Source organism: Kitasatospora sp. NPDC052896, from assembly GCF_044547075.1.
Lineage (GTDB): Bacteria > Actinomycetota > Actinomycetes > Streptomycetales > Streptomycetaceae > Kitasatospora.
This window is the reverse complement of sequence record NZ_JBITZU010000030.1, coordinates 18,257-40,627: the sequence shown is the minus strand read 5'-3', so window position 1 is coordinate 40,627 and position 22,371 is coordinate 18,257. Positions and strand designations below refer to the sequence as shown.

Genomic DNA, 22,371 nt, shown 5'->3' with positions numbered 1-22,371 from the left:
CCTCACCAACACCCCGACAGGAGAAGGAAGATGGACGGCGAAGAACTCGTCAGACTGTGGAAGGACCCGGATGCCCGCGCGGACTCGCCGGTACCACATCCGGCCGGCGAGGTCAGGGCCGGCTCCGGCCGGCGGGTCGACCGCCATGCCGCACTGATCGTCGCCCTCGGCGGGCTGGCGGTGGGAGCGGTCGTCGTCGGCGACCTCCTCGGTACCACTCCGACCGGTGTCACCATCGGCTGATCCCCGCCCGGGGACGGACGTTGTCACTCTGCTCCGGTAGCCTCCGGGCGTGATTCTCTCCTCACCAGTGGTGGTCGGACGCGACCACGAGCAGAGCCTGCTCGACGCGGCCCTCGCTTGCGCACGGCGCGGCGAGGGCCGTGCGGTCTTCCTGCTCGGGGAGGCCGGACTCGGCAAGTCCCGACTTGCCGAGGAGTGCGCCCACCGGGCCGGTGCCGCCGGCATGGCGGTGCTCCGCGGTCGCAGCAGTGCCACCGGGGCGCCCGTGCCGTTCCGGCCGATCGCCGAGTCGCTGTTCTCGCTCTTCCGGGCCGGTGGGCCGCCGAAGGAACCCTCACTCGCCCCCTACCGGTCGGCGCTGGCCGGTCTGGTGCCCGAGTGGCGGGACGCCGCGCCGCCCGGCGCCTCGCCGTCGATCCTCGAGATCGCCGAGGCGTTCATCCGGCTGCTCGCCTCGGTGGCCCACGATCCGGCGGACCATCGGGCGGCCGGGTGTCTCCTGGTCGTCGAGGACCTGCACGACGCGGACGCCGAGACGCTCTCGGTCATCGAGTACCTGGTCGACAACGTCGGGGGGTTACCGGTCCTGCTGCTGGCCACCCTGCGCCCGGAGGCCGGCCCGGCCGCCGAGCTGGTCCGCTCGGTGGGCCGGCGCCGCTCGGCGACCCTGGCCGAACTGCGGCCGCTGGACCGCTCCGCGGTCCGCGAACTGACCGAGCGCTGCCTGGCGGCCGAGAGCGGGCGACTCCCGGAACCGTTGATCGAGAAGCTGGCCCGGGACTCCGACGGCAATCCGTTCGTCATCGAGGAACTGCTCAGCGGGATGGCCGACTCGGGGGCGTTGTGCCACCGGGCCGACGGAGAGTGGCAGGTGAGCGACGACCTCGACATCGACATCCCGCTCACGGTCGTGCACAGCGTCGCCCAGCGGGTCGACCGGCTCGGCCCGGGCGGTCGCGAACTCCTGTACGCCGCCGCGGTGCAGGGGCGCCGGTTCGCCCTGCCCGTGGTCAAGCTGGTCACCGGCCTGGACGACCGGAGCCTGCTGGTCCACCTGCGGGCGGGCGTCGAAGCGCAACTCGTCTCCCCGAGCGGCCCGATGGCCGACCAGTACGAGTTCCGGCACGCCCTGACCATCGAGGCGCTGCTCGCCGGGCTGCTCCCGGTCGAGCGGGCCGACTTGGCCCGGAGGGCGGCGGACGCGGTGGAGCAGGCGTATCCCGGACTGCCCGGTGACTGGCGCCAGCAGGTCGCGTTGCTCCGCCTCGCCGCCGGGCAACCGATGGCCGCGGCCCTGCTGTTCGCCGAGGCCGGCCGGACCGCACTGGGCAGCGGCGCGCTCGGCTCGGCTGTCGCGCTGCTCGAACGCGCCCACGAGCTGACCGCCGTGTGCGACCCGGCCGATCCGTCCCACGCGGCGGAACGCACGGCCGTCCTGGAGAGCCTGGTCCACGCCCTGGCGGAGAGCGGCCGACTCGACCGGGCGCTCGCGCTCGGCGGCAGCCTCCCGATCAGCAGTCCCGGCGCGCTGGACGACGCGCGATCAGCCGCGCTGCACACCCGGCTCGCGTGGGCCGCCGTGTTCGCCGGCCGGCTGGCCGAGGCGGCGGCCCAGGCCGCGCTGGTCCGTGGGCTGCTCGGCCGCTTCGACGGTTCCGCGCACACCCCGGCCGTCGACATCGTCGAGGCGCACCTCATCCTCGGTGGTCACGGCGCCGTCCAGGGGGACCGCCGTGCGGAGGCCGAGCGACTGGCTCGGTACGCCGCCGAGCGAGCCGAACAGGCCGGGCTGCCCGAAGTCGCCTGCCAGGCTTGGCAACTGCTCGCTCTGCTGGAGCGCCGTCACGGGTTCGACCGGGCCGACGCCTGTCTGGAGCGGATCCGGGCACTGGCCTCCCGGCACAGGCTGCCGACCTGGCGGGTCGACGCACTGATACGGCTCGGCGGCAACGAGTTCATACGCAGCGGATCCTCCGCCGGGATCGAGCGCGCCCACCGCGCTGCCCTCGACCTGGGCTCGCTCGGGCTGATGCACGCCACCGAGGCGGCCATGGCGGCCCAGGCCGTCCAGCGCGGCGAGTACCAGCAGGCCCACGACCTCACCGAGCGCTGCCGGGAGGCGACCGCCCGCCTGGGCAGTGTGGAGACCCACCAGTTCGTGCTGGTCACCCGGGCCGCGCTGGCCGCACACCAGGGCCGGCGCCGCGAGATGGAGCAGGAACTGGCCGAGTTCCGCCGGTGGGACGGCGACGAGTCGTTGCACCCGCCGCTGGTCCACGGGAACTGTCAGGCCATCTGCGCCCTGCTGGAGGAGAACCACGACCGGGCACTCGTCGAGCTGGACAACGCATGGCGGTGGGAGGAGCAGAACCCCACCGTCTTCTACCTCAACGGCCGGTACGGGCTGCGCCCGCTGCTGCGTGCCCTGGCGGGCCTCTCCGGCCCGGAGGAGCTCGCGTCGATCACCGCCGAGCACGCCGCCGGCCTGCGCTGGAACCGGCAGTTCGAGCGGCTCGCGCATGCCGTCCATGAGGGCCGCGCCGGACGACCGGACGCGGCGCTGCGGGCTTTCGAGCAGGCACAGGAGGCCGCCCGGCCGTTCCTGATGGCCCGCCACCTCGGCCTGCGCCTGGTGGCCGGGGCCGCGCTGGAGGACGGCTGGGGCGACCCGGTCAGCTGGCTGCGTACGGCGGAGAACCACTTCCACGCCGCGGAGGTGCCCGCCGTTGCCGGCGCCTGCCGCAAGCTGATCCGCCGGGCCGGCGCCAGCGTGCCCCAACGTCGGGCCGGCTCCGCGGCCGTGCCCGCCGAACTGCGCCGACAGGGCTTGACCGGTCGCGAGTACGAGGTCTTCCAACTGGTCGCACACCGCTACGGCAACCAGGACATCGCCAGGCGCCTGCACATCTCCCCACGCACCGTGGAGAAGCACGTCGCCAGCATCCTCGCCAAGACCGGCCAGCCACACCGGACCGCCTTGTCCGACTACGCGGCCGAAGCCGCGGACCGCCACCGGACGACCGATTCCGACAGTCCGGTCGGCTGACCACACAGGCCGGGCGGTCAGAGCGCGGGGACGTTCGGGAGTCCGAACATGGCGGGATAGCTGCGGATCCTCTCGCGCAGGTCCACCGGAGTCGTGCCCGGTTCGGTGGCCCAGGAGTGGACCGGCTCGGTGAGTTCCGGGTTGACGAAGTACATCAGCGCGGTGCGGTTCGCCAGGCGCAGGTTGCGCACCTGGTGGTAGAGCGCCGGAATCCTTCCGCCGCTCAGGTCGGTGAGGACCGAACCCGGCATCAGGATCACCTCGTCGGCCGCGGTTCGCACCGGGCGGGCTTCGCCGTCCAGCCACAGTTCCAGGCCGGGCTCGGTGGCGTGGATCACGGTGATCAGGTGGCCGTCCTCGTGCTTGTCCTGCAGCAGGTCGCGATCGGAGTCCGCCGTCGCGTAGTTGTTCAGTTGCAGGTAGGAAGCCGCCTCGAAGGGCGGTGCCTTGTGGCCGCCGAGCTGTGCGGCCACCTCGCCGACGGTCTCCGCGACGATCGTGGACAGGTACTCCCGCCAGGCCAGCAGAGCTCCGGTCAGCTCCGGTATCTCGGCGGAGTTCGGGACCAGGTCGAGGCGGTCGTGCCAGAGCGTGAAGCAGTCGTTGAGGTCGGGACGCTCCGCGCTGACCGAGAACTCCCGTCCGAGCGGCCGGTAGCCGAAGTTGAAGTCGGCGGCGGCGTAGCGTTCCTTCTCGTCGACCGGCCGGGCGAAGAACAGCCGGCTCTCGCCGAGGACCCGGTGCAACAGGTCCTCTCCGCCGTCGCGGAGCGAGATCCGAGCGTAGCCGTCGCGCAGCAGGTCGCCGGCGGCGTGCGTGGCAGCGGTGATCATGGTGCTTGTCTCCTCCGTACCTGGGGACCCGAGCGGGCAGGGCAGTCGCCGAGTTCGAGGGGGCCTTCGCGCCCGGTCCCGGCAGACCGACGGAACGTCAGTGTGACGGCGGCCGGTCAGCCGTGGCTGGCTTCGCCGTCAGGCCGAGGCTACTCGGCGAAGATGCCGATCAGCTGAACAGTTTGCGGAGCGCGGATCACAGCGCCGTGCCGCGACGACAGCAGGTCGGCGGCGAGCCTCCGGCGGTGCTGCCCCGATCCGAACGACTACGGCCCGCAAGCCCCTCGTCACACCGGTGGACCGGTTGTTCGGCCAGGTCCGCCGGAGCGGCCCCAAGGTCCTGATCTCCAGCCGCGAACCCGAGGACCTGCCGATGACGGCGGCCGTGACACGGGGGTTTCCATCTCGGGACATCGGAAAAGCGCAGATCTGCGACACAGCGCAGGCCACCGAACCTTGGAGGGCCCGATGTCCACAGGAGTGATCATCGCCATCGTCGTGGCGGTGGTAGTAGTGCTGGTCCTGATCGGGGTCGGCCTGGCCGTCATGAACGGTCGTCGCCGTTTGAAGCGGCGTTTCGGCCCCGAGTACGAGCGCGCGGTCGCGGAGGATGACGGCCGCGGGGCGGCCGAACGTGATCTGCGTGCCCGCGAGCGGCGTCACGACGACCTCGACATCAGGGAGCTGCCCTCCAGCGCCCGTCAGCGGTACGCGCGGGACTGGAACAGCGTGCAGGAGCACTTCGTGGACCGGCCGGCCCAGGCGGTCCGCGAGGCCGACGAGCTGGTGACCAGGTTGATGGGAGAGCGCGGGTACCCGACCGCGGGTTACGAGCAGCGGGTGCGGGACCTTTCGGTCGAGCACGGCCGCACGTTGGAGCACTACCGGGCGGCGCACTCGGTCAAGGCCAGGGCCGGTGGCGGGACGGCGACCACCGAGGAACTGCGCGGGGCCATGGTCCACTACCGCGCCCTCTTCGACGACCTGCTCACCGACGGTGAGCCCCGGCGCGGTGGCCCCACCTGACCAGGCCGGGGCCGCCCCCGGCACCCGGGGCGCCGCCAAGGCGCCCAAGGCGCCGCCTGGCATGACCGGGCGGCGCGCAGACCCCAGGGGAACGTGATGGGGAACATGATGGCCGGACGGAGCCATCCACCGTGGCAGGGCGTGGAGCGCGGTGCCGCGACGCTGGTCGCCGCTCCGGCGGCGGGGTGGCGGCGGCTGCGGGCCGTGGCCGCGACGCTCTGGCGGGAGGCGCGCGACTTCGAGCTCATGCAGCGCTCGATGGCCTTCGCCGCGCTCTTCTTCGTGACCCTGGTCCCGCTGCTCATCGTGATCGCGGCCGCCTGGCCGACCCAGGGCAGTGGCATCACGGCCTGGATCAGCGACGGGCTGGGCATCGCCGGTCGGGCCGGCCGGCCGATCAACCAGCTCTTCGCCTCCCGCGGCCAGATCCTCAGCACCACCACCGCGTTCAGCCTGGCCGCGCTGGCCGTCTTCGGCGCATCCCTGATCTCGGCGATGCAAGGCGCCTACGAACGGATCTGGCACCTGGAACCGGGCTCATGGCACACCGTCTGGCGCCAGACCCTCGGACTCGCCGTACTGACCGGCTACCTCGTCGGCGCCGCCTGGAGCAAGGTGCCGTGGCAGCACAGTGTCGCCCAGCCCACCCTGCGGATCGCCGCCACCCTGATCGGTGGCGTGCTGTTCTTCTGGTGGCTGCAGTGGCTGCTGCTCTCCGCGCGGATCGCCTGGCGCAAGCTGCTGCCGGGAGCGGTCGCCACCATGGCGGCGTTGGCCGGGCTGCGGTTCTTCTCCCGGTGGGTGTTCGGGCCCCTGCTCGTCTCCAACGCGGTCTCCTACGGGACGGTGGGGACGGTCCTGGTGGTCCAGTCCTGGCTGATCGGGGTCGGCTTCACGATCTACGGCGGTGCACTCGCCGGCTACGCGTTGCACCACGCCGAGCCGCACCGCCGGTCCCGCCCGGAGCGGGCGTAACCGGGGGAGGGGGCGGTGGGAGGCCGCGTGAGGAGCGCGCGCTACGCCTCGTCGAGGTGTTGGCGTGCGGCGTCGAGTATCTCGTGGGAGAGGGCGGGGTCGTCGCTCGCGCGGGCGAGGAGGACGGCGCCGACGAGGGTGGACAGTTCGGCGAGCGCGGTGCGGCGGTCGGTTCCGGCGTCGTCGTCCGTGGAGGCGGTGAGCTGCTGGAAGCCGTCGACGAGGTCGCGCAGGCCGGTGGTGAAGGCGGTGCGGATCGGGGCGCCGGGCTCGGCGCGGGCCGCGTCGGCGACCAGGCCTGCCGCGGCGCATCCGTCGGCGGGATGGTCGCGATGGAGCGTCGAGAGGTAGAGCGCCAGGAACTCGGCGCGAGCGGACCGGTCGGCCGGGTCCGTGCCGGTGGGCGGGTGTTCGTCGACGAGGCGGTCCAGGGCCTGGCGGCGTTCGGCGAACGCGGCCAGGAGCGCCCGGGCGATCAGGTCGTCCTTGGAGGAGAAGTGGCGGTAGAAGCCGCCGTGCGTCAGCCCGGCGGCGGCCATGGCCAGGGGGACGCTGACCTGCTCCGCACCCTTCTCGCGGATCAGCCGCGACGTGTGGTCGATCACCTGCTGCCGGTGCTGTTGGGCCTCGGCTCGTGACACTCGGGGCATGTCGGCGTTCCCTTCTCCGGCCGGCGGGCATCACCCGGCGCCGGTGCGGTCCTCATGGTGCTCCCACTTTCGCATCCCTTTTAGATGATGATAGTAATCTAAACGTTCGAGACCATCGCCCCACGAGCGAGGAGAAGGCGCATGAGCGTGATCGAGGGCTCCGTCGCACTGGTCACCGGAGGCCGGCGCGGCATAGGCAGGGCATTCGTCGAGGAACTGCTGCAACGAGGTGCGAAGAAGGTCTACGCCACGGCGCGCAGGCCCGACCCGAGCACGGACGCGCGGGTGGAGGTGCTCGCGCTGGACGTCACCGACGACACCTCGGTGGCCGCCCTGGCGGAGCACGCCCGGGACGTCGACCTCGTCTTCAACAACGCGGGCGTGCTCCACCCGGCACCGCTGCTCAGCGCGGACCTCCAGCAGGTCCGGGCCATGTTCGACACCAACGTCTTCGGCCCGCTGCGGATCGCCCAGGCGTTCGCACCCGTGCTGGCGGCCCGCGGCGGAGGCGTCCTGGTCGACATGCACTCACTGCTGTCCTGGGGAGCCGGAGGCGCCGCCTACGGTGCCTCGAAGGCCGCCCTGTGGTCCCTCACGAACTCACTGCGCATCGAGCTCGCGGCGCAGCGGACCCAGGTCGTCGGCGTGCACCTGGGCTTCGCGGACACCGACATGGTGGCGGCCATGCCCGTGCCGAAGATCTCGGCCGCCGACGTCGCCCGCACGGTCCTGGACGGTATCGAACGCGGAGACAGCGAGGTGCTCGTCGACGACGTCACGCGCGCCATCAAGTCCGCACTCTCCGGTCCGGTGGAAGGCCTCACCATCGCCATCGGCCGTTGAACCGCAGTCCCTGACGCCCCATCGAATCCCATCGAGGAGACCCCATGCCCCTGTGGCACGTCTATCACCCTCCCGGTGCCTACTCTCCCGTGCAGAAGAAGCAACTCGCCGACGACATCACGGAGTTCTACGCACGCATCGGGCTGCCGAGGTTCTACGTCATGGCCCTCTTCCACGAGGTCGAGGCCTCCTCGTTCTACGTGGGCGGCGAGCCCGCGCAGAACGCCGTGCGGATCGTGATCGAACACATCGCCCGGCACGCCACGGACCCGGCCGCGCGCAGGCGGACCCGCGAGGCCCTCGCCGCCCTGGTCGCCCCCCACACGACGGAGCGCGGCCTGTACTGCGAGTTCCACATCGACGAGACAGCCCAGGACCTCTGGATGATGGACGGCATCGCCCCGCCGCCGGCGCGGAGCGAAGCCGAACAGCGGTGGGCACGGGAGAACCGCCCCGTCCCGTACTGAGCCCGGCCGGCGAACGGACACCGCCGCAACGCAGGGAGCGACCCCGGCTTCGGAGTTGCTCCCTGCCGGTGGTCCGACCCGCCCGGGGCGGGCCTCAGGAGGTGTCAACTCCTGTTCGGAATCACTTGCGGTGAATGAGAACTGACGGTCTGTCGAGTCCGGTGGGGGAGGGTTGGCTTTGTAGACTCCCGAACACCACATCACCTGCGCAGCCGCGGCTGCCGGAAAGGTCGGTCCCCGCATGTCAGACCACCGCCTCCCTCAGGGATTCCGTTCCACGACCGCACACTTCGGACTGCGGGAGGACGGCGACGACTTCACCGTCCTGGTCTCCGAGTCCCCCGCCCGGTGCGCCGCGGTGTTCACCCAGTCCCGCTTCGCCGGGCCGAGTGTGCTGATCAGCCGGGCCGCCGCGGCGGACGGCCGGGCCCGCGGCGTCGTCGTCGTGGCGAAGAACGCCAACGTCGCCACCGGCAAGCAGGGCGAGGCCGACGCCCTCGAGGTGCGCCGGTCGGTGGCCCGGACGATGGGCGTGGACGAGGACGAGCTGCTCATCGCGTCGACCGGAGTGATCGGCCGCCGCTACCCGATGGAACAACTGCGAGCAGGGCTACGGACGTTGGAGTGGCCTTTCGGGCAGGCGAACTTCGACGCCGCCGCTCGGGCGATCATGACGACGGACACCCGTCCCAAGACGATCACCGTGCCGTGTGGCGCCGCGACGATCACGGGCATCGCCAAGGGGGTGGGCATGCTCGAGCCCGACATGGCCACGCTGTTGACGTTCTTCTGCACCGATGCCGATCTGCCGGCCGACCGGCTCGAGGGGGTCTTCCGTTCGGTGATGGACCGGACGTTCAACGCCCTGAGCATTGACACCGACACCTCCACGAGCGACACTGCCGCGGTCTTCGCCAACGGACTGGCCGGCCCCGTCGACGTCCACGAGTTCGAGCAGGCGCTGGAGCGTGCCGCGCTGCATCTGGTGCGGGAGATCGCCCGGGACGGCGAGGGGGCGGCCAAGCTCATCGAGGTGCGCGTGTCGGAGGCGCGGGACGCGGCCCAGGCCAAGCGCGTGGGCAAGACGGTGGTCAACTCCCCCCTGGTGAAGACCGCCGTTCACGGCGCGGACCCCAACTGGGGTCGGGTGGCGATGGCGATCGGCAAGTGCCGGGACGACCTGGACATCGTGCCGGAACGGGTGCGGATCTCCTTCGGGGACGTCCAGGTCTACCCCGGCGACGTCGACGACCGGGCGCTCGACGCGCTCAGGCGGCATCTGGGCGGGGACGAGGTCGTGATCAGTATCGGACTCGGCATCGCCGAGGGAAGTTTCACCGTCTACGGCTGTGACCTCAGCGAGGGCTACGTTCGGCTGAACGCTGACTACACCACGTAATTGCCTGAATCCGTGCGGCATCTTGGCCGAAATATCACCACGGCCGTTGGTGCGGCCCGGCGTCGAGGTGGGTGTGCGAGGCGCGCCGGCGGGTCCATGCCGTCGGCGCGCTCGCATGAGCGGGAATCCTGAGTATTCGGTGAGAGGGATGCGTCCCCGATGGGTCATGCGCGCGTCAAATATTCGGGCATTCCGAATACCGGTTTCCGGCCATGTGTTCGAGGGTGGCGCGTCCCTGGCGGCCCCCACCCGGCCGGATCTCAGCGAGAGAAGTCTTGTGCGGTGGCGCGACGTGACATAGCTTCTGGCCTGAACCGACTGGACACGGAATCAACACTCCTTTAAGTCAAGGGAGTTGACCGATCCTTCGATCGTCCTGGCTCGCCGTGTTCCGCAGTGGCGAGCGGGTTTCGAGTACCGCTCCCGGAGAGCCGGAGCTCTTCGCGGGCCGTCCTCGGCGGTCGACGCAACGCTCCGCACCGCGAGTCTCTTTCCGCACAGCACTCCGCCCAGCCCCGGCACCACGTTCTCCGCGCGGCCCGCCGGGGCTGTTCCACATCCCTCCGCGATCGGCACGCCCTCGGCGTGCCCACCGTCCTGCTCAAGGAGATGGAACGATGGCCTCAGACCTGACCCGAACCGCCGCATCCGTGCTCCTCGAACGCCTCCACGGCCACGGCGTGCGTCACGTCTTCGGGGTGGTCGGCCGCGAGGCCTCGGCTATCCTGTTCGACGAGGTCGACGGCATCGAGTTCGTGCTCACCCGCCACGAGTTCACCGCCGGCGTCATGGCGGACGTGCTGGCCCGCCTGACCGGGAGACCGCAGGCGTGCTTCGCCACGCTCGGTCCGGGCATGACGAACCTGTCCACCGGTGTGGCCACCTCCGCCCTGGACCGGAGCCCGGTCATCGCCCTGTGCGCGCAGTCCGAGTCCTACGACTGCTTCCCCAACGAGACCCATCAGTGCCTGGACAGCGTCGCGTTGATGCGGCCGCTCACCAAGTTCGCGGCCCAGCTGGAGCGCCCCGGCGACATCGCCGACCTCGTCGACAGAGCCGTCACGGCCGGCCTGGTCGAACCGGCCGGCCCCAGCTTCATCAGCCTCCCCGTCGACCTGCTCGGCGCCGCCGTCGAGCGGGAGCCCGCGCCCCTGCTGCCGGCCGGACGCGTCATGGGCGTGCACCCCGGCTGGCGGGAACAGGCCGCGGCAGCGGCCGAGCTGCTCGCCCGGGCCGAGCACCCGGTGCTCGTCGTGGGCACCGCGGCGATACGCGCGGGCGCCGTCGAGGGCATCCGCGACCTCGTCGAGCGCCTGCGGATCCCGGTCATCACCACCTACACGGCCAAGGGCGTGCTGCCCAGCCGGCACCCGCTCAACTACGGCGCGGTGACCGGGTACATGGACGGCATCCTCCAGCACCGCGCCCTGGACGACCTGTTCGCACCCGTGGACCTGATCGTGGCCCTCGGCTACGACTACGCCGAGGACCTGCGCCCGTCGATGTGGAGCAGGGGCGCCGACAAGCGCGTGGTGCGGGTGGCCGCCGTGCCCAACCCGGTTCCGCGCGTCTTCTCACCCGATCTCGATGTCGTCGCGGACGTCGCCGCCTTCGTCAAGGAGTTCGACGCGCTGACCCGCGAGCAGCGGCCCTCCCTGCCGCACGACATCAGCGCCCTGCGGCAGGTCGTGCGCCGCCTGCTGGACGACCCGACCGACCACCCCGACGGGATGCGGGCCCACCAGGTGGTGGACTGCATGAACAGCGCCCTCAACGGCGTCGGCACCTTCGTCAGCGACATCGGCTTCTTCCGCCACTACGGCGCCCTGTTCGCGGACTCCGAGCGCCCCTACGGCTTCCTGACCTCCGCCGGTTGTTCCAGCTTCGGCTACGGGCTGCCGGCGGCCATGGCCGCCAAGATCGCCCGTCCCGACGAGCCCGTGCTGCTGATCGCCGGTGACGGCGGCTTCCACTCCAGCAGCGCCGACCTGGAGACCGCCGTCCGGCTGGGACTGGGCATCGTCATCGTCGTGGTGAACAACAACCGCAACGGGTTGATCGAGCTGTACCAGCACATCGGCCACCGACGCGGCCACAAGCCGGCCGTCGCCTTCGAGAGCGTCGACTTCGTGCAGCTCGCCCAGGCCAACGGCGCCGCCGGCGTGCGCGTCCAGGACCGCGCCGGTCTCCAGGCCGAGCTGCGCAAGGGCGTCGAACTCGATCGCCCCTACCTGATCGAGGTGCCCATCTCCTACGACCTGCACGCCGGGTCGTTCGGCGCGCTGAACGTATGAGCGGTCCCGCCGTGACTCCACTGCCAGCCGTACTCGGGTTCGCCGTCTCGGTGGGAGCGGACGACCACCGCCTGTCGGCCGAGCCTGCCCGCCGCCTCGCCGTCCGGGGCGGCAGCGCCACCGTCGACCACGCCGGCCACGGCCTGTCATGGACCGGCACCGCCGTCACCGGTACGCCGCGGGATCCGGCCCTGTCCGGCCAGGACGGCCGGCGGCTGCTCCTGGCCGGAGAGCTGTACAACCGCGAGGAGCTGGCACTGGCCCTGGGCGACCCCGCCCTGGTCACCGTGCCGGACTCCCACCTGCTGCTCCGACTGTGGGAACGCTACGGCGGCGCCGCGCTGCGGCTGCTCAACGGGCGCTACGCGCTGCTGCTGACCGACGGCGACCGCCTGGTGGCCGCCACCGACCACGCGGCGAGCCTGCCCCTGCATCTCGCCGTGGTCCGTCACCCGGGCGGACGCCCGTTCGTCCGGGCCGCCACCGAGGCCAAGGCGCTGGCGGGGACCGACACCCCGGCCCGCAGGGTCCCCGCCGGCAGCGCCCTGATCGTCGACCTGGCCGACCCCGACCCGCGACCGGTCCCGCTGGCGACCTGGACGCCACCGGTGTCCCGGCGGATCCTGCCGCCGCACGCGGCGGTCGCCGCCGTCCGCGAGCAGCTCGACCGCGCCGTCCGCGCTCGGCTGGGCGACGGCACGCCGCCCACCGTGGTGCTGTCGGGCGGCATCGACTCCTCCGCCGTCACCGCCCTGGCGGTCGCCCACTGCGGCACCGCCCGCACGATCACTCTGGGCACCGACCTGCGCGACGAGTTCGAGGCCGCCCGCCTGGTCGTGGACCACCTGGGCACCGAGCACGAGGAGATCACCGTCGACTCGGCCTCCCTGTTGCGGGACCTCGCCTGGACCGTGTGGGCGGCGGAGATCACCGATCCGGACGTCCTCGAGTACCTGTTGCCGCTGGTGAGCCTCTACCGCAGGCTTCCCGGTGCGCCCCGACGCATCCTGACCGGCTACGGCGCCGACATCCCGCTCGGTGGCATGCACCGGGACACCGCGGCACTGGAGACCCTGGACCAGGTCCTGGCGGCGGACATGGCCACCTTCGACGGCCTGAACGAACTGGCTCCGGCCCTGTCCGGCGTCGCCGGCCACTGGACCACGCACCCCTACTGGGACCGCGAGGTCCTGGACCTGCTGGTGTCGCTCGAGCCCGGAGTCAAGCGCCGCGACGGCACGGACAAGTGGGTGCTGCGCCGGGCCATGGCCGGCACCCTGCCCGAGCGGACGCTCGGCCGCCGCAAGCTCGGTATCCACGAGGGCTCCGGCACCACCAGTGCCTGGTCCCGTGCCCTGCGGGACGCCGGAGTCCCCGAGGACCGGATCCACCAGGCCAAAGCCGCCGAGGCGGCCGCACTGTACCGGCGCCTGGTCGTGGAAGGCGCCCACCCCGACGACACGGATCAGGACACGGGAACAGGGGAGCACCGGTGACATCCGTTCAAGAGCCCTCCGCCTACGAGGGCTTCCGAGGCAAGCGCCTCGCCCTGGTGGAGAGCATGCTCCACGCCGTCTTCTACGACGAGATCGCCGCGGCCCGCCGCCACGGACTCCGGGTCCACCTGCTGATCAGGGACCGCGAGTGGTACGCCGCTGACGAGGCCGCCTGGCGGGATCACCCGCTCACCGAGGTGGACCAGCTGACCTTCGTGGACACCCACAGCGCCGACGCCGTGCTCGAAGCGATCACCGACGAGCACGGCCGTCCCCTGGTCGACGGCATCACCACCTTCTCCGACTACCACACCGAGATCGCCGCCCAGGTCGCCGAGAAGCTCGGCCTGCCCAGCCCCGGTGCGAACGCGATCGCCACCGCCAACCACAAACCCTCGCTGCGTGCCGCGCTGGGCGACTCTCCCTACAACGTCCCCTACGCCCTGGTGACCCACCCCGGCGAGTTGGCCGAGGCCGCCGCGCGGATCGGCTACCCGTTGGTGCTGAAGCCGCCGGCCGAGGCCATCAGCTACGGCGTCGTCCTCGTCGACCACCCCGCCGAACTGACCGCCGCGTACGACCGCGTCGCCGCGATCCGGCAGAGCCTGCGCGGACAGCCGCGCCCCGGCCACGTCCTGATGGAACGCTACATCGACGCCCCCGAGGTCAGCGTCGAGTCGCTGACCGTCGACGGCGTCACCCACGTCTACGGCGTCACCGCCAAGTACCTGTGCCCGCCTCCCACCTTCCTGGAGGCGGCCCACACCTTCCCCGCCACGCTCGACCCGGTCAGCCGGGCCGAGGTCGAGACGGCCGTGACGGAGGTCCTGCGCGTCATCGGGTACCGCCAGGGCCCCTGCCACACCGAGGTCAAGTGCACCGCCGACGGCCCGAAGATCGTCGAGGTCAACCCCCGCCTGCCCGCGGGCTGCCTGACGACCATGGTGCGCGACGTGTGCGGCAGCAACCCGCACCTGGACGCGAAGTTGCTCGCCGTCGGCGCCCGGCCGCCGCTGCCCAGCGGCCGGCAGAGCGGCGGCGCGGCCGTGGTGATGCTCTACCCGCCGCCCGGCCCCGCGGTCCTGGAGGCCGTGGACGGCGTCACGGAAGCCGAAGAGCTTCCCGGGGTGAGCGTCAGCCTCTTCGCGCACCCCGGCGAGCACCTGTGGCACCGCATCGACAACTCCGGACGCGTCGGACTCGTGTACGCCACCGCCGCCACACCCCAGGACGCCCTGGACACCGCCACCCGGGCGGCCGGCCGGGTGCGCATCACGGTTGCCCCGGCGGACGCCGGGCCCGACGACCTCCACACCGACATATCGAGGCAGCAGCGATGACCGACAGCGATCCCCAGGTGGCGACCGTCAAGTCCCCGCGCTACGCCCAACCGGCCACCTTCATGCGGCTGCGCCACGTGCCGGAGCCCACCGGACGCGATGTCGTGGTCGTCGGCGCACCCTACGACGGGGGCACCAGCTACCGCCCCGGTGCCCGGTTCGCCCCCCGCGCCATCCGCCACGAGTCCGGGCTGATCCACGGCACCGGGATCGGGCGCGGTCCCAACGTCTTCGAGCTCATCGACGTGGTCGACGCCGGTGACCTGGACCTCAGCCCGTTCTCCATGGACCTGGCCATGGCCACGGCCACCGCGGGCCTCACCGCCCTGCTCCGGAGCAACCGCGCCTTCCTGATGCTCGGCGGCGACCACTCGCTCAGCCTGGCCGCGCTCCGCGCGGTCCACAGCCTCCACGGCCCGGTCGCCGTCCTGCACCTGGACGCGCACAGCGACACCTTCCCGCCGGTCTACGGCGGCGCCTACCACCACGGCACCCCGTTCCGCTGGGCGATCGAGGAGGGTCTGGTCGAGCCCACGGCCATGGTCCAGCTCGGGATGCGCGGCCACATCCCCAGCCCCGACGCGCACGACTACGCGCTCGGACACGGCGTCCGGATCGTGACCACCGCGGAGTTCTCCCGTCGCGACCCCGCGGACCTCGCCGGCGAGATCCGGAGCATCGTGGGCGACCGGCCGCTCTACGTCTCCTGCGACATCGACGTGGTCGATCCCGCCTTCGCCCCCGGCACGGGGACACCCGCCCCCGGCGGACTCACCTCACGCGAACTGCTCGACCTGCTGACCGTGGTCGGTGACCTGAACCCGGTCGGTTTCGACATCGTCGAGGTGTGCCCGCCCTGGGACAGCTCCGGCACCACCGCCCTGTTGGCCACGGAGATCGGCGCCGAACTGCTCTACCAGTACGCCCGTGCGACCGGCCGTACCCCGGCGAGCCCGGGCGTTCCGGCCGCCCCCACCACCGCTGCCCGCACCACCGCCCGCACCAGGGAACGGAGACCCGCGATGAGCACCGACCTCGGCACCACCGTCCGCTGCGACGACTGGCACGACACCCTGCTGAACCTGCGCGCCGCCCTGCCCAGCACGCCGCGTCAGGACCTCCCCGGTTTCTTCGCGGCCGTGCGAACCGCTGCCGAGGCGCTGCCCGAGGAACTGGTCGCCGTGCTCGCCGACTTCCGCGCCCGTGGGAACGAGGACGGGTACCTGTTGCTGCGCGGGCTGCCCGTCGACGCCGACGAGCTGCCGGACACCCCCACCGCCACGCCCGCCCCCGTGGAGCGCCCGCTGCTGGCGATGGAGGCATGGCTCGCCCTGGTCAGCCGCTGGCTCGGCCTGCCCACCGGCTACCGCGAACTGCGCGAGGGCACCGTGTTCCAGGACATCTACCCCTCACCCGGGGCGCACCACCTCTCCTCGGAGACCTCCGAGACGCTGCTCGAGTTCCACACCGAGATGGCCTACCACCGCCACCAGCCGGACTACGTGCTGCTCGCCTGCTCCCGCGCGGACCACGAGCGCACGGCCGCCACCCTGGTCGGCTCGGTGCGCCGGGCGCTGCCGCTGCTGTCCGCGGAGGACCGGTCGCGGCTGCTGGAGCAGCCGGTGCCCTGCCTGGTCGACGTCGCCTTCCGCCACCCGGACGGCACCAGCCCGGTCACCTCCGTCCAGGTGCTCCACCACGACCGCGAGGACCCCTGGCTCGGATACGACCGGGAGCTCCTCGCCCCCGAGGACCCCGCGGGCCGGCGCGGTGTGGCCGCACTGTCCGAGGCACTGGACAAGGTCACGCAGGGCGTGCACCTGGTCCCCGGTGACCTGCTCATCGTCGACAACCAGCGCACCACGCACGCCCGGACGCCGTTCACCCCCCGCTGGGACGGCCACGACCGTTGGCTGCACCGGATGTACGTGCGGGTCCCGCAGCGGCTGTCCGCGCGCGCCGAGGCGGCGGATGTCGTCCCCTTCGTGGGCCGCGGGTGACCGCCCCGGTACCCGAGGCCGGGGCAGCCGAGCGGGTCCCACCGGAGGTGCTGCTGACGCCGCGGGCGGCGGAACTCCCCGCGGCGGCGTGGGACGACCTGGTGGGCCCGGACGACTTCTACCTGACCTCTCCGTGGTTGCGGGTCGTCGAGCTGACCTCCGGGGCCGCCATGGGTTACCTGACCGCGGGGCCGGCCCACCGGCCCCGCGCCGCGCTGGCGACCGCCTGCGCCGAGACCACCGCGCCCTGGCTGTCCGGACGCCCGGACACGCTCCTCCGGCGCTGCGTCAAGGAGGGGCAGCCGGGCGCGACGGAGTTCGCGGCGGCCCTGTCCGCCGAACCCGCCGAGGCGCTCATGCCGGCCCTGGTGTGCGGGGGACGTCACCTCGGCCGCAACCGCCCCCTCGCCGCGGTCGGCCCCGACGGCACCGGCGGGGGCCCTCTCGGCGACACGGCCCTCCTGGTCGCCGCGGCGGAGGAACGCGGCCGGGCACTCGGCGCCCGCAGCGTCGCCTTCCTCTACGTCGACGAACGTGACGCGGCACTGCGTGAGCTGTTGACGGGCCGTGGCTACCGGTCCTTCCAGACCGGCCGCTACAGCTGGCTACCGCTGCCGCCGGGCGGGCTCGACGGCTACCTGGCGATGTTCTCCGGTCACCGCCGTCGCCGCGTGCTCGCCGAGCGCCGGCAGCTCGCCGCCGCCGGCGTCGGTGTGGAGATCGAGCCGCTCACGGCCGGGGCGATCCCGCGGCTGGCGGCGCTGGAGGCACAACTGCTGTCCAAGTACGGCATGAACTGGCAGCCCAGGCAGTCCGAGGAGATCTTCGAGCAGGTCCTGCGGTACGTCGGCGAGGCCGCCCAGGTGTCGGTCGCGCGCCGTGGAGCGGACCTGCTGGGCTTCGCTCTGCTGCTGCACCACCGTGACCAGTGGTTCGCGCACCGGGCCGGGTTCGACTACGAGGCGCAGAGCGGCCTGCCCGTCTACTTCGAGACGCTCTTCTACCGCCTCGTCGAGGTCGCCGCGGAGTACGGCGTCACGGCCGTGCACTACGGGACCGGCAGCGTGGCGGCCAAGCGGTCACGCGGCTGCGTGGCGGTGGACCAGCACGCGTTCGTCCTGCCCCTGGAGGAGAAGCGATGAATCGGACGGACGGGCGCTCGGCCAAGCCCTCGGCCACCGCCGTACGGTCCGCGGCGCCCGGCCGGACGACCTGGCTGCCCCGGGGGCGCGGCATCGGCTGGTTCGCCGCGGCCGGGCTGGTCAACGCCGTCGGCACCGGCTTCTTCTATCCCTACCAGTTGCTGTTCTTCCCGGCGGTCACCGGCTTGCGGCTCACCACGGTCGGCACCTGCCTCACGGTGGCCGCTCTCGTGGTGCTGCCGCTGGTCTTCCAGACCGGCCGCGTGGTCGACCGGATCGGAACCCGGCCCGTCCTGCTCGCCGCCGCGCTGCTGCGGGCCGCCGCGTTCGTCGGCTACCTCGAGGTGCGCGACGTGGTGAGCTTCACCGTGCTGGCGATGCTCGTCGCCCTGTGCCAGCGCGCGGAGCAGACATCGATGCCGGTCCTCGCGGCCAAGGCCGCCCCCGAGGGACAGGTCGCCCGCTGGCTCGCGCTCACCAAGGTGACCTTCAACGCCGGTATCGGCCTGGGCGGCCTGATCGCGGGGACCGTGCTGGCCACCGTGCACAGCCGCACCGGATTCGTCGTGGTGGGACTGGTCAACGCCGCCAGCTTCGCCATCACCGCCCTGCTCTACCTGCCGCTTCCCACGGCGCGTCGGACACCCGGGCAACCGCAGGCGCCCCGGCGCGCACGCCCCTGGCACAACCATCTCTTCCTGCGCGCGGCGGTGGCGAACTTCGTCCTGCTGACCGTCATCGTCGCCGTCGAGGCCGCCCTCCCGGTCTACCTGATCACCGTCCTGCACGACCCGTCCTGGCTGATAGGACTGCTCTTCGCGGTCAACACCACGGTGATCGTGCTACTGCAACTGCCCGTCGCCGCCCGGATCCAGGACCGCGCCCCGCTGCCGGTCATCATCGTGGGCGTCGCGCTGCACGCCGCTCTGCTGATCGCCCTCGGCCTGGCGGGCCACCTGCCCCGGGGGCCCCAACTCGCCCTTCTCATAGGCGGCATGGCGATCTACACCTTTGGTGAGCTGCTGGCGACGCAGTCCCTCGCGGTCGTCATCGTCGCACTGTCGCCACAGGCGGAACGCGGCGCCTACCAGGCCTTCAACCAGGTACTCGTGGGAGTCTCCCTCGCCCTCGTGCCGGCCCTCATCGCGCTGTTCCTCGCCCACGCCGCCCAGGCCCTGTGGTGGGTGCTCACCACGACGACCGCCCTCGTCGTCGCCGACATGCTCGCGTTCAGCCACCGCAGCGGCGCGGCACTCACCCAGACCCTCAGTGACCGGAAGGCAGCACAGTGAACGACGCGCACGCCAATGCCGCCTGCGACCGAATCGTCCAGCCCTCCGGCCGCCAGGGCGGTGTGCTGCGCCTGGTGACCTCGGCCGGCCCCGACTCCCTCGACCCCGCCCGCACGTACTACGTGTGGTGCTGGCTGCTGCAGCGGACCCTGCAACGCACCGTCATGGCCTTCGCCCCCGCCCCGGGAGTCGACGGGCGCCGAGTCGTCCCGGACCTCGCCCTCGCACCGGGAGAATCCCGCGACGGGGGGCGCACCTGGACCTACCGACTGCGCCGGGGGGTGCGCTTCGAGGACGGCTCCCCGGTCACCGCCCGCGAGGTCAAGTACGCCGTTCAGCGTGCCTTCGCCCAGGACGTTCTCCCGGGCGGGCCCACCTACCTCGTCGGACTGCTGGACGACCCCGATCACCCGTACCCGGGCCCCTACCGCGACACCCACCCCGAACGGCTCGGGCTGCGCGCCGTCGGGACGCCGGACCCCCACACCCTCGTCTTCCACCTCCAGCGCCCCTTCGCGGACTTCGACTACCTCATGGCCCAGCCGGGCACCGCACCCGTGCCGCCCGAGGCCGACACGGGGCCCGACTACGGTCGCCACCCGCTGGCCACCGGTCCCTACCGCGTGGCGGACCACCAAGTGGGGCGCCGCCTGCTGCTGAGCCGCAATCCCGCCTGGGACCGGGCGTCGGACCCGATCCGCGCAGCCCTCCCCGAGACCATCGACGTGACGATCGGCCTGACGCCCGACGAGGTCGACGACCGCGTGCTGGCCGGCGAGTTCGACATCAACCTCGAAGGCCGCGGCGTGCAGCGCGCCGCCCAGCAGCGCATCGCAGCCGACCCGGCCCTGCTCGACCGCTGCGACAACCCGGTCACCAACTTCCTCCAGTACATCGCGATCCAGCCGCAGGTCCCGCCCTTCGACAACATCCACTGCCGCCGCGCGGTCCACTACGCGGCCGACCGCAAGGCGCTGCTGGAGGCCCGCGGCGGTGCCCTCGGCGGTGAACTGGCCACCGGCCTGCTCACACCTGGGATGCCCGGCCACCGGCCCCGTGCCCGTTACTCCTGGGGGGCCGACGGGCACGGCGACCTCGAGTCGGCCCGCAAGGAGCTGGCCGCCGCGGGACTGCCCGACGGCTTCGCCACCGTCATCGCCACCCAGCGCGGCAAGTTCCGCGTCGTCGCCGACACGCTGGCCGCCTCACTGGCCCGCGTCGGTATCCGCGCCGAGGTGGCCGAGCTCGAGGTCGCCAGCTACTACCGCAGCGGGCTGGGCCTGCCGGCCACCGTCCGGGCCCAGGGACTGGGACTGGCCGTCACCGACTGGGGGCCGGACTACCCCACCCCGTACGGCTTCCTGGCGCCGCTGGTGGACGGACGCATGATCAAGCGCGACGGGAGCAACCACAACTTCGCGGAACTCGACGACCCGCGGGTCAACGCCCTCGTCGACGCCGCCCAGGCGACCTCCGACCCCGACACCGTGGCCGAACTCTGGGGGCGGATCGACGACGCGGTCATGGAACACGCGGTGATCCTGCCCATGGTCTACGACCGCACCCTGCACATCCGCAATCCCCGCGTGACCAACGTCTTCGTCCACCCGGCGTTCGGCCTCTACGACATCCAGGCGATGGGAGTGACCCCGTGAACCGGTCCGCGTCCGACCCTTCCGGCGAGGGCTTCAACGCCGCCCTGACCCACACCGTCAGCTCCTCCTCCCAGCCCGGTGGCACGCTCCGTTTCGCCCGCACGTCCGGCTTCGACTCCCTCGACGCCGGCAACACCTACTACGCCTTCGCCTGGAACTTCCTGCGGCTCTTCGGGCGCAGCCTGGTCACCTTCGCCCCCGCGCCCGGCCACGAGGGCCAGCGCCTGGTACCCGACCTCGCCGAGGCCCTGGGACAGACCGACGACGGCGGACGCACCTGGACCTACCGGCTCCGCCGCGACGTGCGCTTCGAGGACGGCACCCCCGTCACCGCGCACGACGTACGCCACGCCATCGAGCGCAGCAACTTCCGTCCGGACATCCTGGGCAAGGGCCCGACCTACTTCCGCCACCACCTGGGCAGCATCGACGCCGTCACCACCCCGGATCCGTACACCATGGTCTTCCGGCTCACCGAGCCCTTCGCCGCGTTCGACCACCTGGCCACCCTCCCCAGCACCGTCCCCGTCCCGCGCGACCGCGACACCGGCGCCGACTACCACCTGCGGCCGGTGGCCACCGGCCCCTACCGGGTCGCCGAGTACCGGCCCGGAGAGCGCCTGCTGCTCCTGCCGAACCCGTGCTGGGACCCGGCCACCGACCCCGTCCGCACCCGTCGCGCCTCGCGCGTCGAGGTCACGCTCGGCGTGGCCGGGCAGGCCGTCGACGACCTGTTGCTCTCCGGGGAGACGGACATCGACCTGGCCGGGGTGGGGGTGCAGCCCGCCACGCTGGAGAAGATCCTGGCCGACCCGGTGCTGCGCGCCCGGGCCGACAACCCGCTGATCGGCTTCACCTGGCTGTATGCCATCAACCCCAAAGTCCCACCGTTCAACGACATCCACTGTCGCCGTGCCGTTCAGTACGCCACGGACAAGGCAGCCATGCGGCTGGCCTACGGCGGCCCGCTCGCCGGCGACATCGCCGGCACCGTCCTGCCTCCGACCATCGCCGGCCACGATCCCGCCGACCGCTACCCCTGCGGCCCGGACCATCGCGGCGACTTCACTCGCGCCCAGGCCGAACTCGTGTCCGCCGGGCTGCCGGACGGCTTCCGTACCCGCATCGCCGCCCGGATCGACCGGCTCAAGGAGTACGCCGCCGCCCAGGCGCTCAGCGCTTCCCTGGCCCAGGTGGGCATCCAGGCAGAGGTCGTGCCCTTCCAGTCCGGCGACTACTTCGACAAGTACGCGGGAGTCCCCGACTACGTGCACGACCAAGGACTCGGGATCATCATGTTCGGCTGGGCGGCCGACTTCCCCGACGGCTTCGGCTTCTTCGACCAGATCGTCCACGGCCACTCGATCAAGCAGTCCGGCAACCACAACTTCCCCGAACTGGACCTGCCCGAGATCAACGCCCTCCTGGACTCCGGCGCGCGCACCACCGACCCCCGGGCACGCGAGCACGCCTGGGCCGAGGTCGACCGCGTCGTGATGGAAACCGCCACGATCTGCCCCTACCTCCACGCCCGTTCCCTGCTCTACCGCGGACCTCGCGCCACCCACGTCCACGTCAGCGGCGCCTACGGCATGTACGACTACGCCGCCTTGGGGGCCCGTCAGGACGACAGCGGAGGGGGCGCCTGAGGGTTCCCCCCTTCTTCCGCA

At 72.2% G+C, this 22,371-nt stretch carries 17 protein-coding genes and 1 pseudogene; 16 read left to right on the top strand and 2 right to left on the bottom strand.

Going from position 1 to position 22,371, the window contains the following annotated elements; all coding sequences use genetic code 11:
- Positions 1-30 precede the first annotated feature (30 nt).
- Both ACIGXM_RS33500 and ACIGXM_RS33495 read left to right on the top strand, forming a co-directional pair.
- Complete coding sequence (locus ACIGXM_RS33500) at positions 31-243, top strand: hypothetical protein (protein ID WP_396567647.1); 213 nt, start codon at positions 31-33, stop codon at positions 241-243.
- Positions 244-292: 49 nt separating this feature from the next.
- On the top strand, positions 293-3,289 hold the full coding sequence (locus ACIGXM_RS33495) for an ATP-binding protein (RefSeq protein WP_396567645.1): 2,997 nt from the start codon (positions 293-295) through the stop codon (positions 3,287-3,289).
- Positions 3,290-3,306: 17 nt separating this feature from the next.
- Here ACIGXM_RS33495 and ACIGXM_RS33490 read toward each other — a convergent pair whose 3' ends face one another.
- The gene (locus ACIGXM_RS33490) at positions 3,307-4,122 is read right to left on the bottom strand and encodes a 2OG-Fe(II) oxygenase family protein (RefSeq protein ID WP_396567643.1); all 816 of its coding nucleotides are present in this window, start codon (positions 4,120-4,122) and stop codon (positions 3,307-3,309) included.
- Between the two features lie 468 nt (positions 4,123-4,590).
- On the opposite strand from ACIGXM_RS33490, the gene ACIGXM_RS33485 reads away from it, so the two are divergent.
- Positions 4,591-5,148 (top strand): hypothetical protein, encoded by a 558-nt coding sequence (locus ACIGXM_RS33485; protein ID WP_396567642.1) that lies wholly within the window; start codon positions 4,591-4,593, stop codon positions 5,146-5,148.
- A 96-nt stretch (positions 5,149-5,244) separates the two neighbouring features.
- Positions 5,245-6,123: a ribonuclease BN gene (locus ACIGXM_RS33480; protein WP_396567640.1), complete on the top strand. Its 879-nt coding sequence runs from the start codon at positions 5,245-5,247 to the stop codon at positions 6,121-6,123.
- Between the two features lie 41 nt (positions 6,124-6,164).
- On the opposite strand, the gene ACIGXM_RS33475 is transcribed toward ACIGXM_RS33480, so the two are convergent.
- The gene (locus tag ACIGXM_RS33475; RefSeq protein ID WP_396567638.1) at positions 6,165-6,773 is read right to left on the bottom strand and encodes a TetR/AcrR family transcriptional regulator; all 609 of its coding nucleotides are present in this window, start codon (positions 6,771-6,773) and stop codon (positions 6,165-6,167) included.
- 141 nt (positions 6,774-6,914) lie between these two features.
- Between ACIGXM_RS33475 and ACIGXM_RS33470 the strand changes: the two genes are divergently transcribed.
- The 12 genes and pseudogenes from ACIGXM_RS33470 (at position 6,915) to ACIGXM_RS33415 (ending at position 22,350) form a co-directional block, all read left to right on the top strand.
- Complete coding sequence (locus ACIGXM_RS33470) at positions 6,915-7,616, top strand: SDR family oxidoreductase (RefSeq protein ID WP_396567636.1); 702 nt, start codon at positions 6,915-6,917, stop codon at positions 7,614-7,616.
- Positions 7,617-7,660: 44 nt separating this feature from the next.
- Positions 7,661-8,083 carry a tautomerase family protein gene (locus ACIGXM_RS33465; protein WP_396567634.1) on the top strand — a complete coding sequence of 141 codons (423 nt, stop codon included), beginning with the start codon at positions 7,661-7,663 and terminating at the stop codon, positions 8,081-8,083.
- A gap of 241 nt (positions 8,084-8,324) precedes the next feature.
- Positions 8,325-9,482 carry a bifunctional glutamate N-acetyltransferase/amino-acid acetyltransferase ArgJ gene (gene argJ, locus ACIGXM_RS33460; RefSeq protein WP_396567632.1) on the top strand — a complete coding sequence of 386 codons (1,158 nt, stop codon included), beginning with the start codon at positions 8,325-8,327 and terminating at the stop codon, positions 9,480-9,482.
- A 617-nt stretch (positions 9,483-10,099) separates the two neighbouring features.
- Entirely contained in the window at positions 10,100-11,776 is a 1,677-nt protein-coding gene (locus ACIGXM_RS33455; protein ID WP_396567630.1) for a thiamine pyrophosphate-binding protein, read from the top strand.
- Between the two features lie 11 nt (positions 11,777-11,787).
- Positions 11,788-13,272 (top strand): asparagine synthase-related protein, encoded by a 1,485-nt coding sequence (locus ACIGXM_RS33450; RefSeq protein ID WP_396567628.1) that lies wholly within the window; start codon positions 11,788-11,790, stop codon positions 13,270-13,272.
- Positions 13,269-14,612 (top strand): ATP-grasp domain-containing protein, encoded by a 1,344-nt coding sequence (locus tag ACIGXM_RS33445; RefSeq protein WP_396567626.1) that lies wholly within the window; start codon positions 13,269-13,271, stop codon positions 14,610-14,612. The genes ACIGXM_RS33450 and ACIGXM_RS33445 overlap by 4 nt, the downstream gene beginning before the upstream one ends.
- Positions 14,609-15,544: pseudogene (speB, locus tag ACIGXM_RS33440) on the top strand (agmatinase); the annotation flags it as partial. The gene ACIGXM_RS33445 and the pseudogene speB, both read left to right, overlap by 4 nt.
- Before the next feature lie 90 nt (positions 15,545-15,634).
- The gene (gene cs1 / locus ACIGXM_RS33435) at positions 15,635-16,612 is read left to right on the top strand and encodes a clavaminate synthase Cs1 (RefSeq protein ID WP_396567688.1); all 978 of its coding nucleotides are present in this window, start codon (positions 15,635-15,637) and stop codon (positions 16,610-16,612) included.
- Positions 16,609-17,754, top strand: coding sequence for a GNAT family N-acetyltransferase (locus ACIGXM_RS33430; protein ID WP_396567624.1), 1,146 nt, complete (start codon positions 16,609-16,611; stop codon positions 17,752-17,754). Before cs1 ends, ACIGXM_RS33430 begins: the two co-directional genes overlap by 4 nt.
- Positions 17,751-19,046, top strand: a complete 1,296-nt coding sequence (locus ACIGXM_RS33425) for an MFS transporter (protein WP_396567622.1) — start codon at positions 17,751-17,753, stop codon at positions 19,044-19,046. Before ACIGXM_RS33430 ends, ACIGXM_RS33425 begins: the two co-directional genes overlap by 4 nt.
- A complete protein-coding gene (locus tag ACIGXM_RS33420; RefSeq protein ID WP_396567620.1) occupies positions 19,043-20,701 on the top strand; it encodes an ABC transporter substrate-binding protein in 1,659 nt (552 codons plus the stop codon). The genes ACIGXM_RS33425 and ACIGXM_RS33420 overlap by 4 nt, the downstream gene beginning before the upstream one ends.
- Positions 20,698-22,350 carry an ABC transporter substrate-binding protein gene (locus ACIGXM_RS33415; protein WP_396567618.1) on the top strand — a complete coding sequence of 551 codons (1,653 nt, stop codon included), beginning with the start codon at positions 20,698-20,700 and terminating at the stop codon, positions 22,348-22,350. The genes ACIGXM_RS33420 and ACIGXM_RS33415 overlap by 4 nt, the downstream gene beginning before the upstream one ends.
- The last annotated feature ends 21 nt before the right edge of the window (positions 22,351-22,371 follow it).

What these genes read in the sequence shown, in the direction of transcription:
- argJ (WP_396567632.1), top strand. Translation starts at nt 8,325, where the DNA reads ATGTCAGACCACCGCCTCCCTCAGGGATTCCGTTCCACGACCGCACAC.
- ACIGXM_RS33465 (WP_396567634.1), top strand. Translation starts at nt 7,661, where the DNA reads ATGCCCCTGTGGCACGTCTATCACCCTCCCGGTGCCTACTCTCCCGTG.
- ACIGXM_RS33475 (WP_396567638.1), bottom strand. Translation starts at nt 6,773, where the DNA reads ATGCCCCGAGTGTCACGAGCCGAGGCCCAACAGCACCGGCAGCAGGTG.
- ACIGXM_RS33485 (WP_396567642.1), top strand. Translation starts at nt 4,591, where the DNA reads ATGTCCACAGGAGTGATCATCGCCATCGTCGTGGCGGTGGTAGTAGTG.
- ACIGXM_RS33425 (WP_396567622.1), top strand. Translation starts at nt 17,751, where the DNA reads ATGAATCGGACGGACGGGCGCTCGGCCAAGCCCTCGGCCACCGCCGTA.
- cs1 (WP_396567688.1), top strand. Translation starts at nt 15,635, where the DNA reads ATGAGCACCGACCTCGGCACCACCGTCCGCTGCGACGACTGGCACGAC.
- ACIGXM_RS33480 (WP_396567640.1), top strand. Translation starts at nt 5,245, where the DNA reads ATGGGGAACATGATGGCCGGACGGAGCCATCCACCGTGGCAGGGCGTG.
- ACIGXM_RS33500 (WP_396567647.1), top strand. Translation starts at nt 31, where the DNA reads ATGGACGGCGAAGAACTCGTCAGACTGTGGAAGGACCCGGATGCCCGC.
- ACIGXM_RS33490 (WP_396567643.1), bottom strand. Translation starts at nt 4,122, where the DNA reads ATGATCACCGCTGCCACGCACGCCGCCGGCGACCTGCTGCGCGACGGC.
- ACIGXM_RS33455 (WP_396567630.1), top strand. Translation starts at nt 10,100, where the DNA reads ATGGCCTCAGACCTGACCCGAACCGCCGCATCCGTGCTCCTCGAACGC.
- ACIGXM_RS33470 (WP_396567636.1), top strand. Translation starts at nt 6,915, where the DNA reads ATGAGCGTGATCGAGGGCTCCGTCGCACTGGTCACCGGAGGCCGGCGC.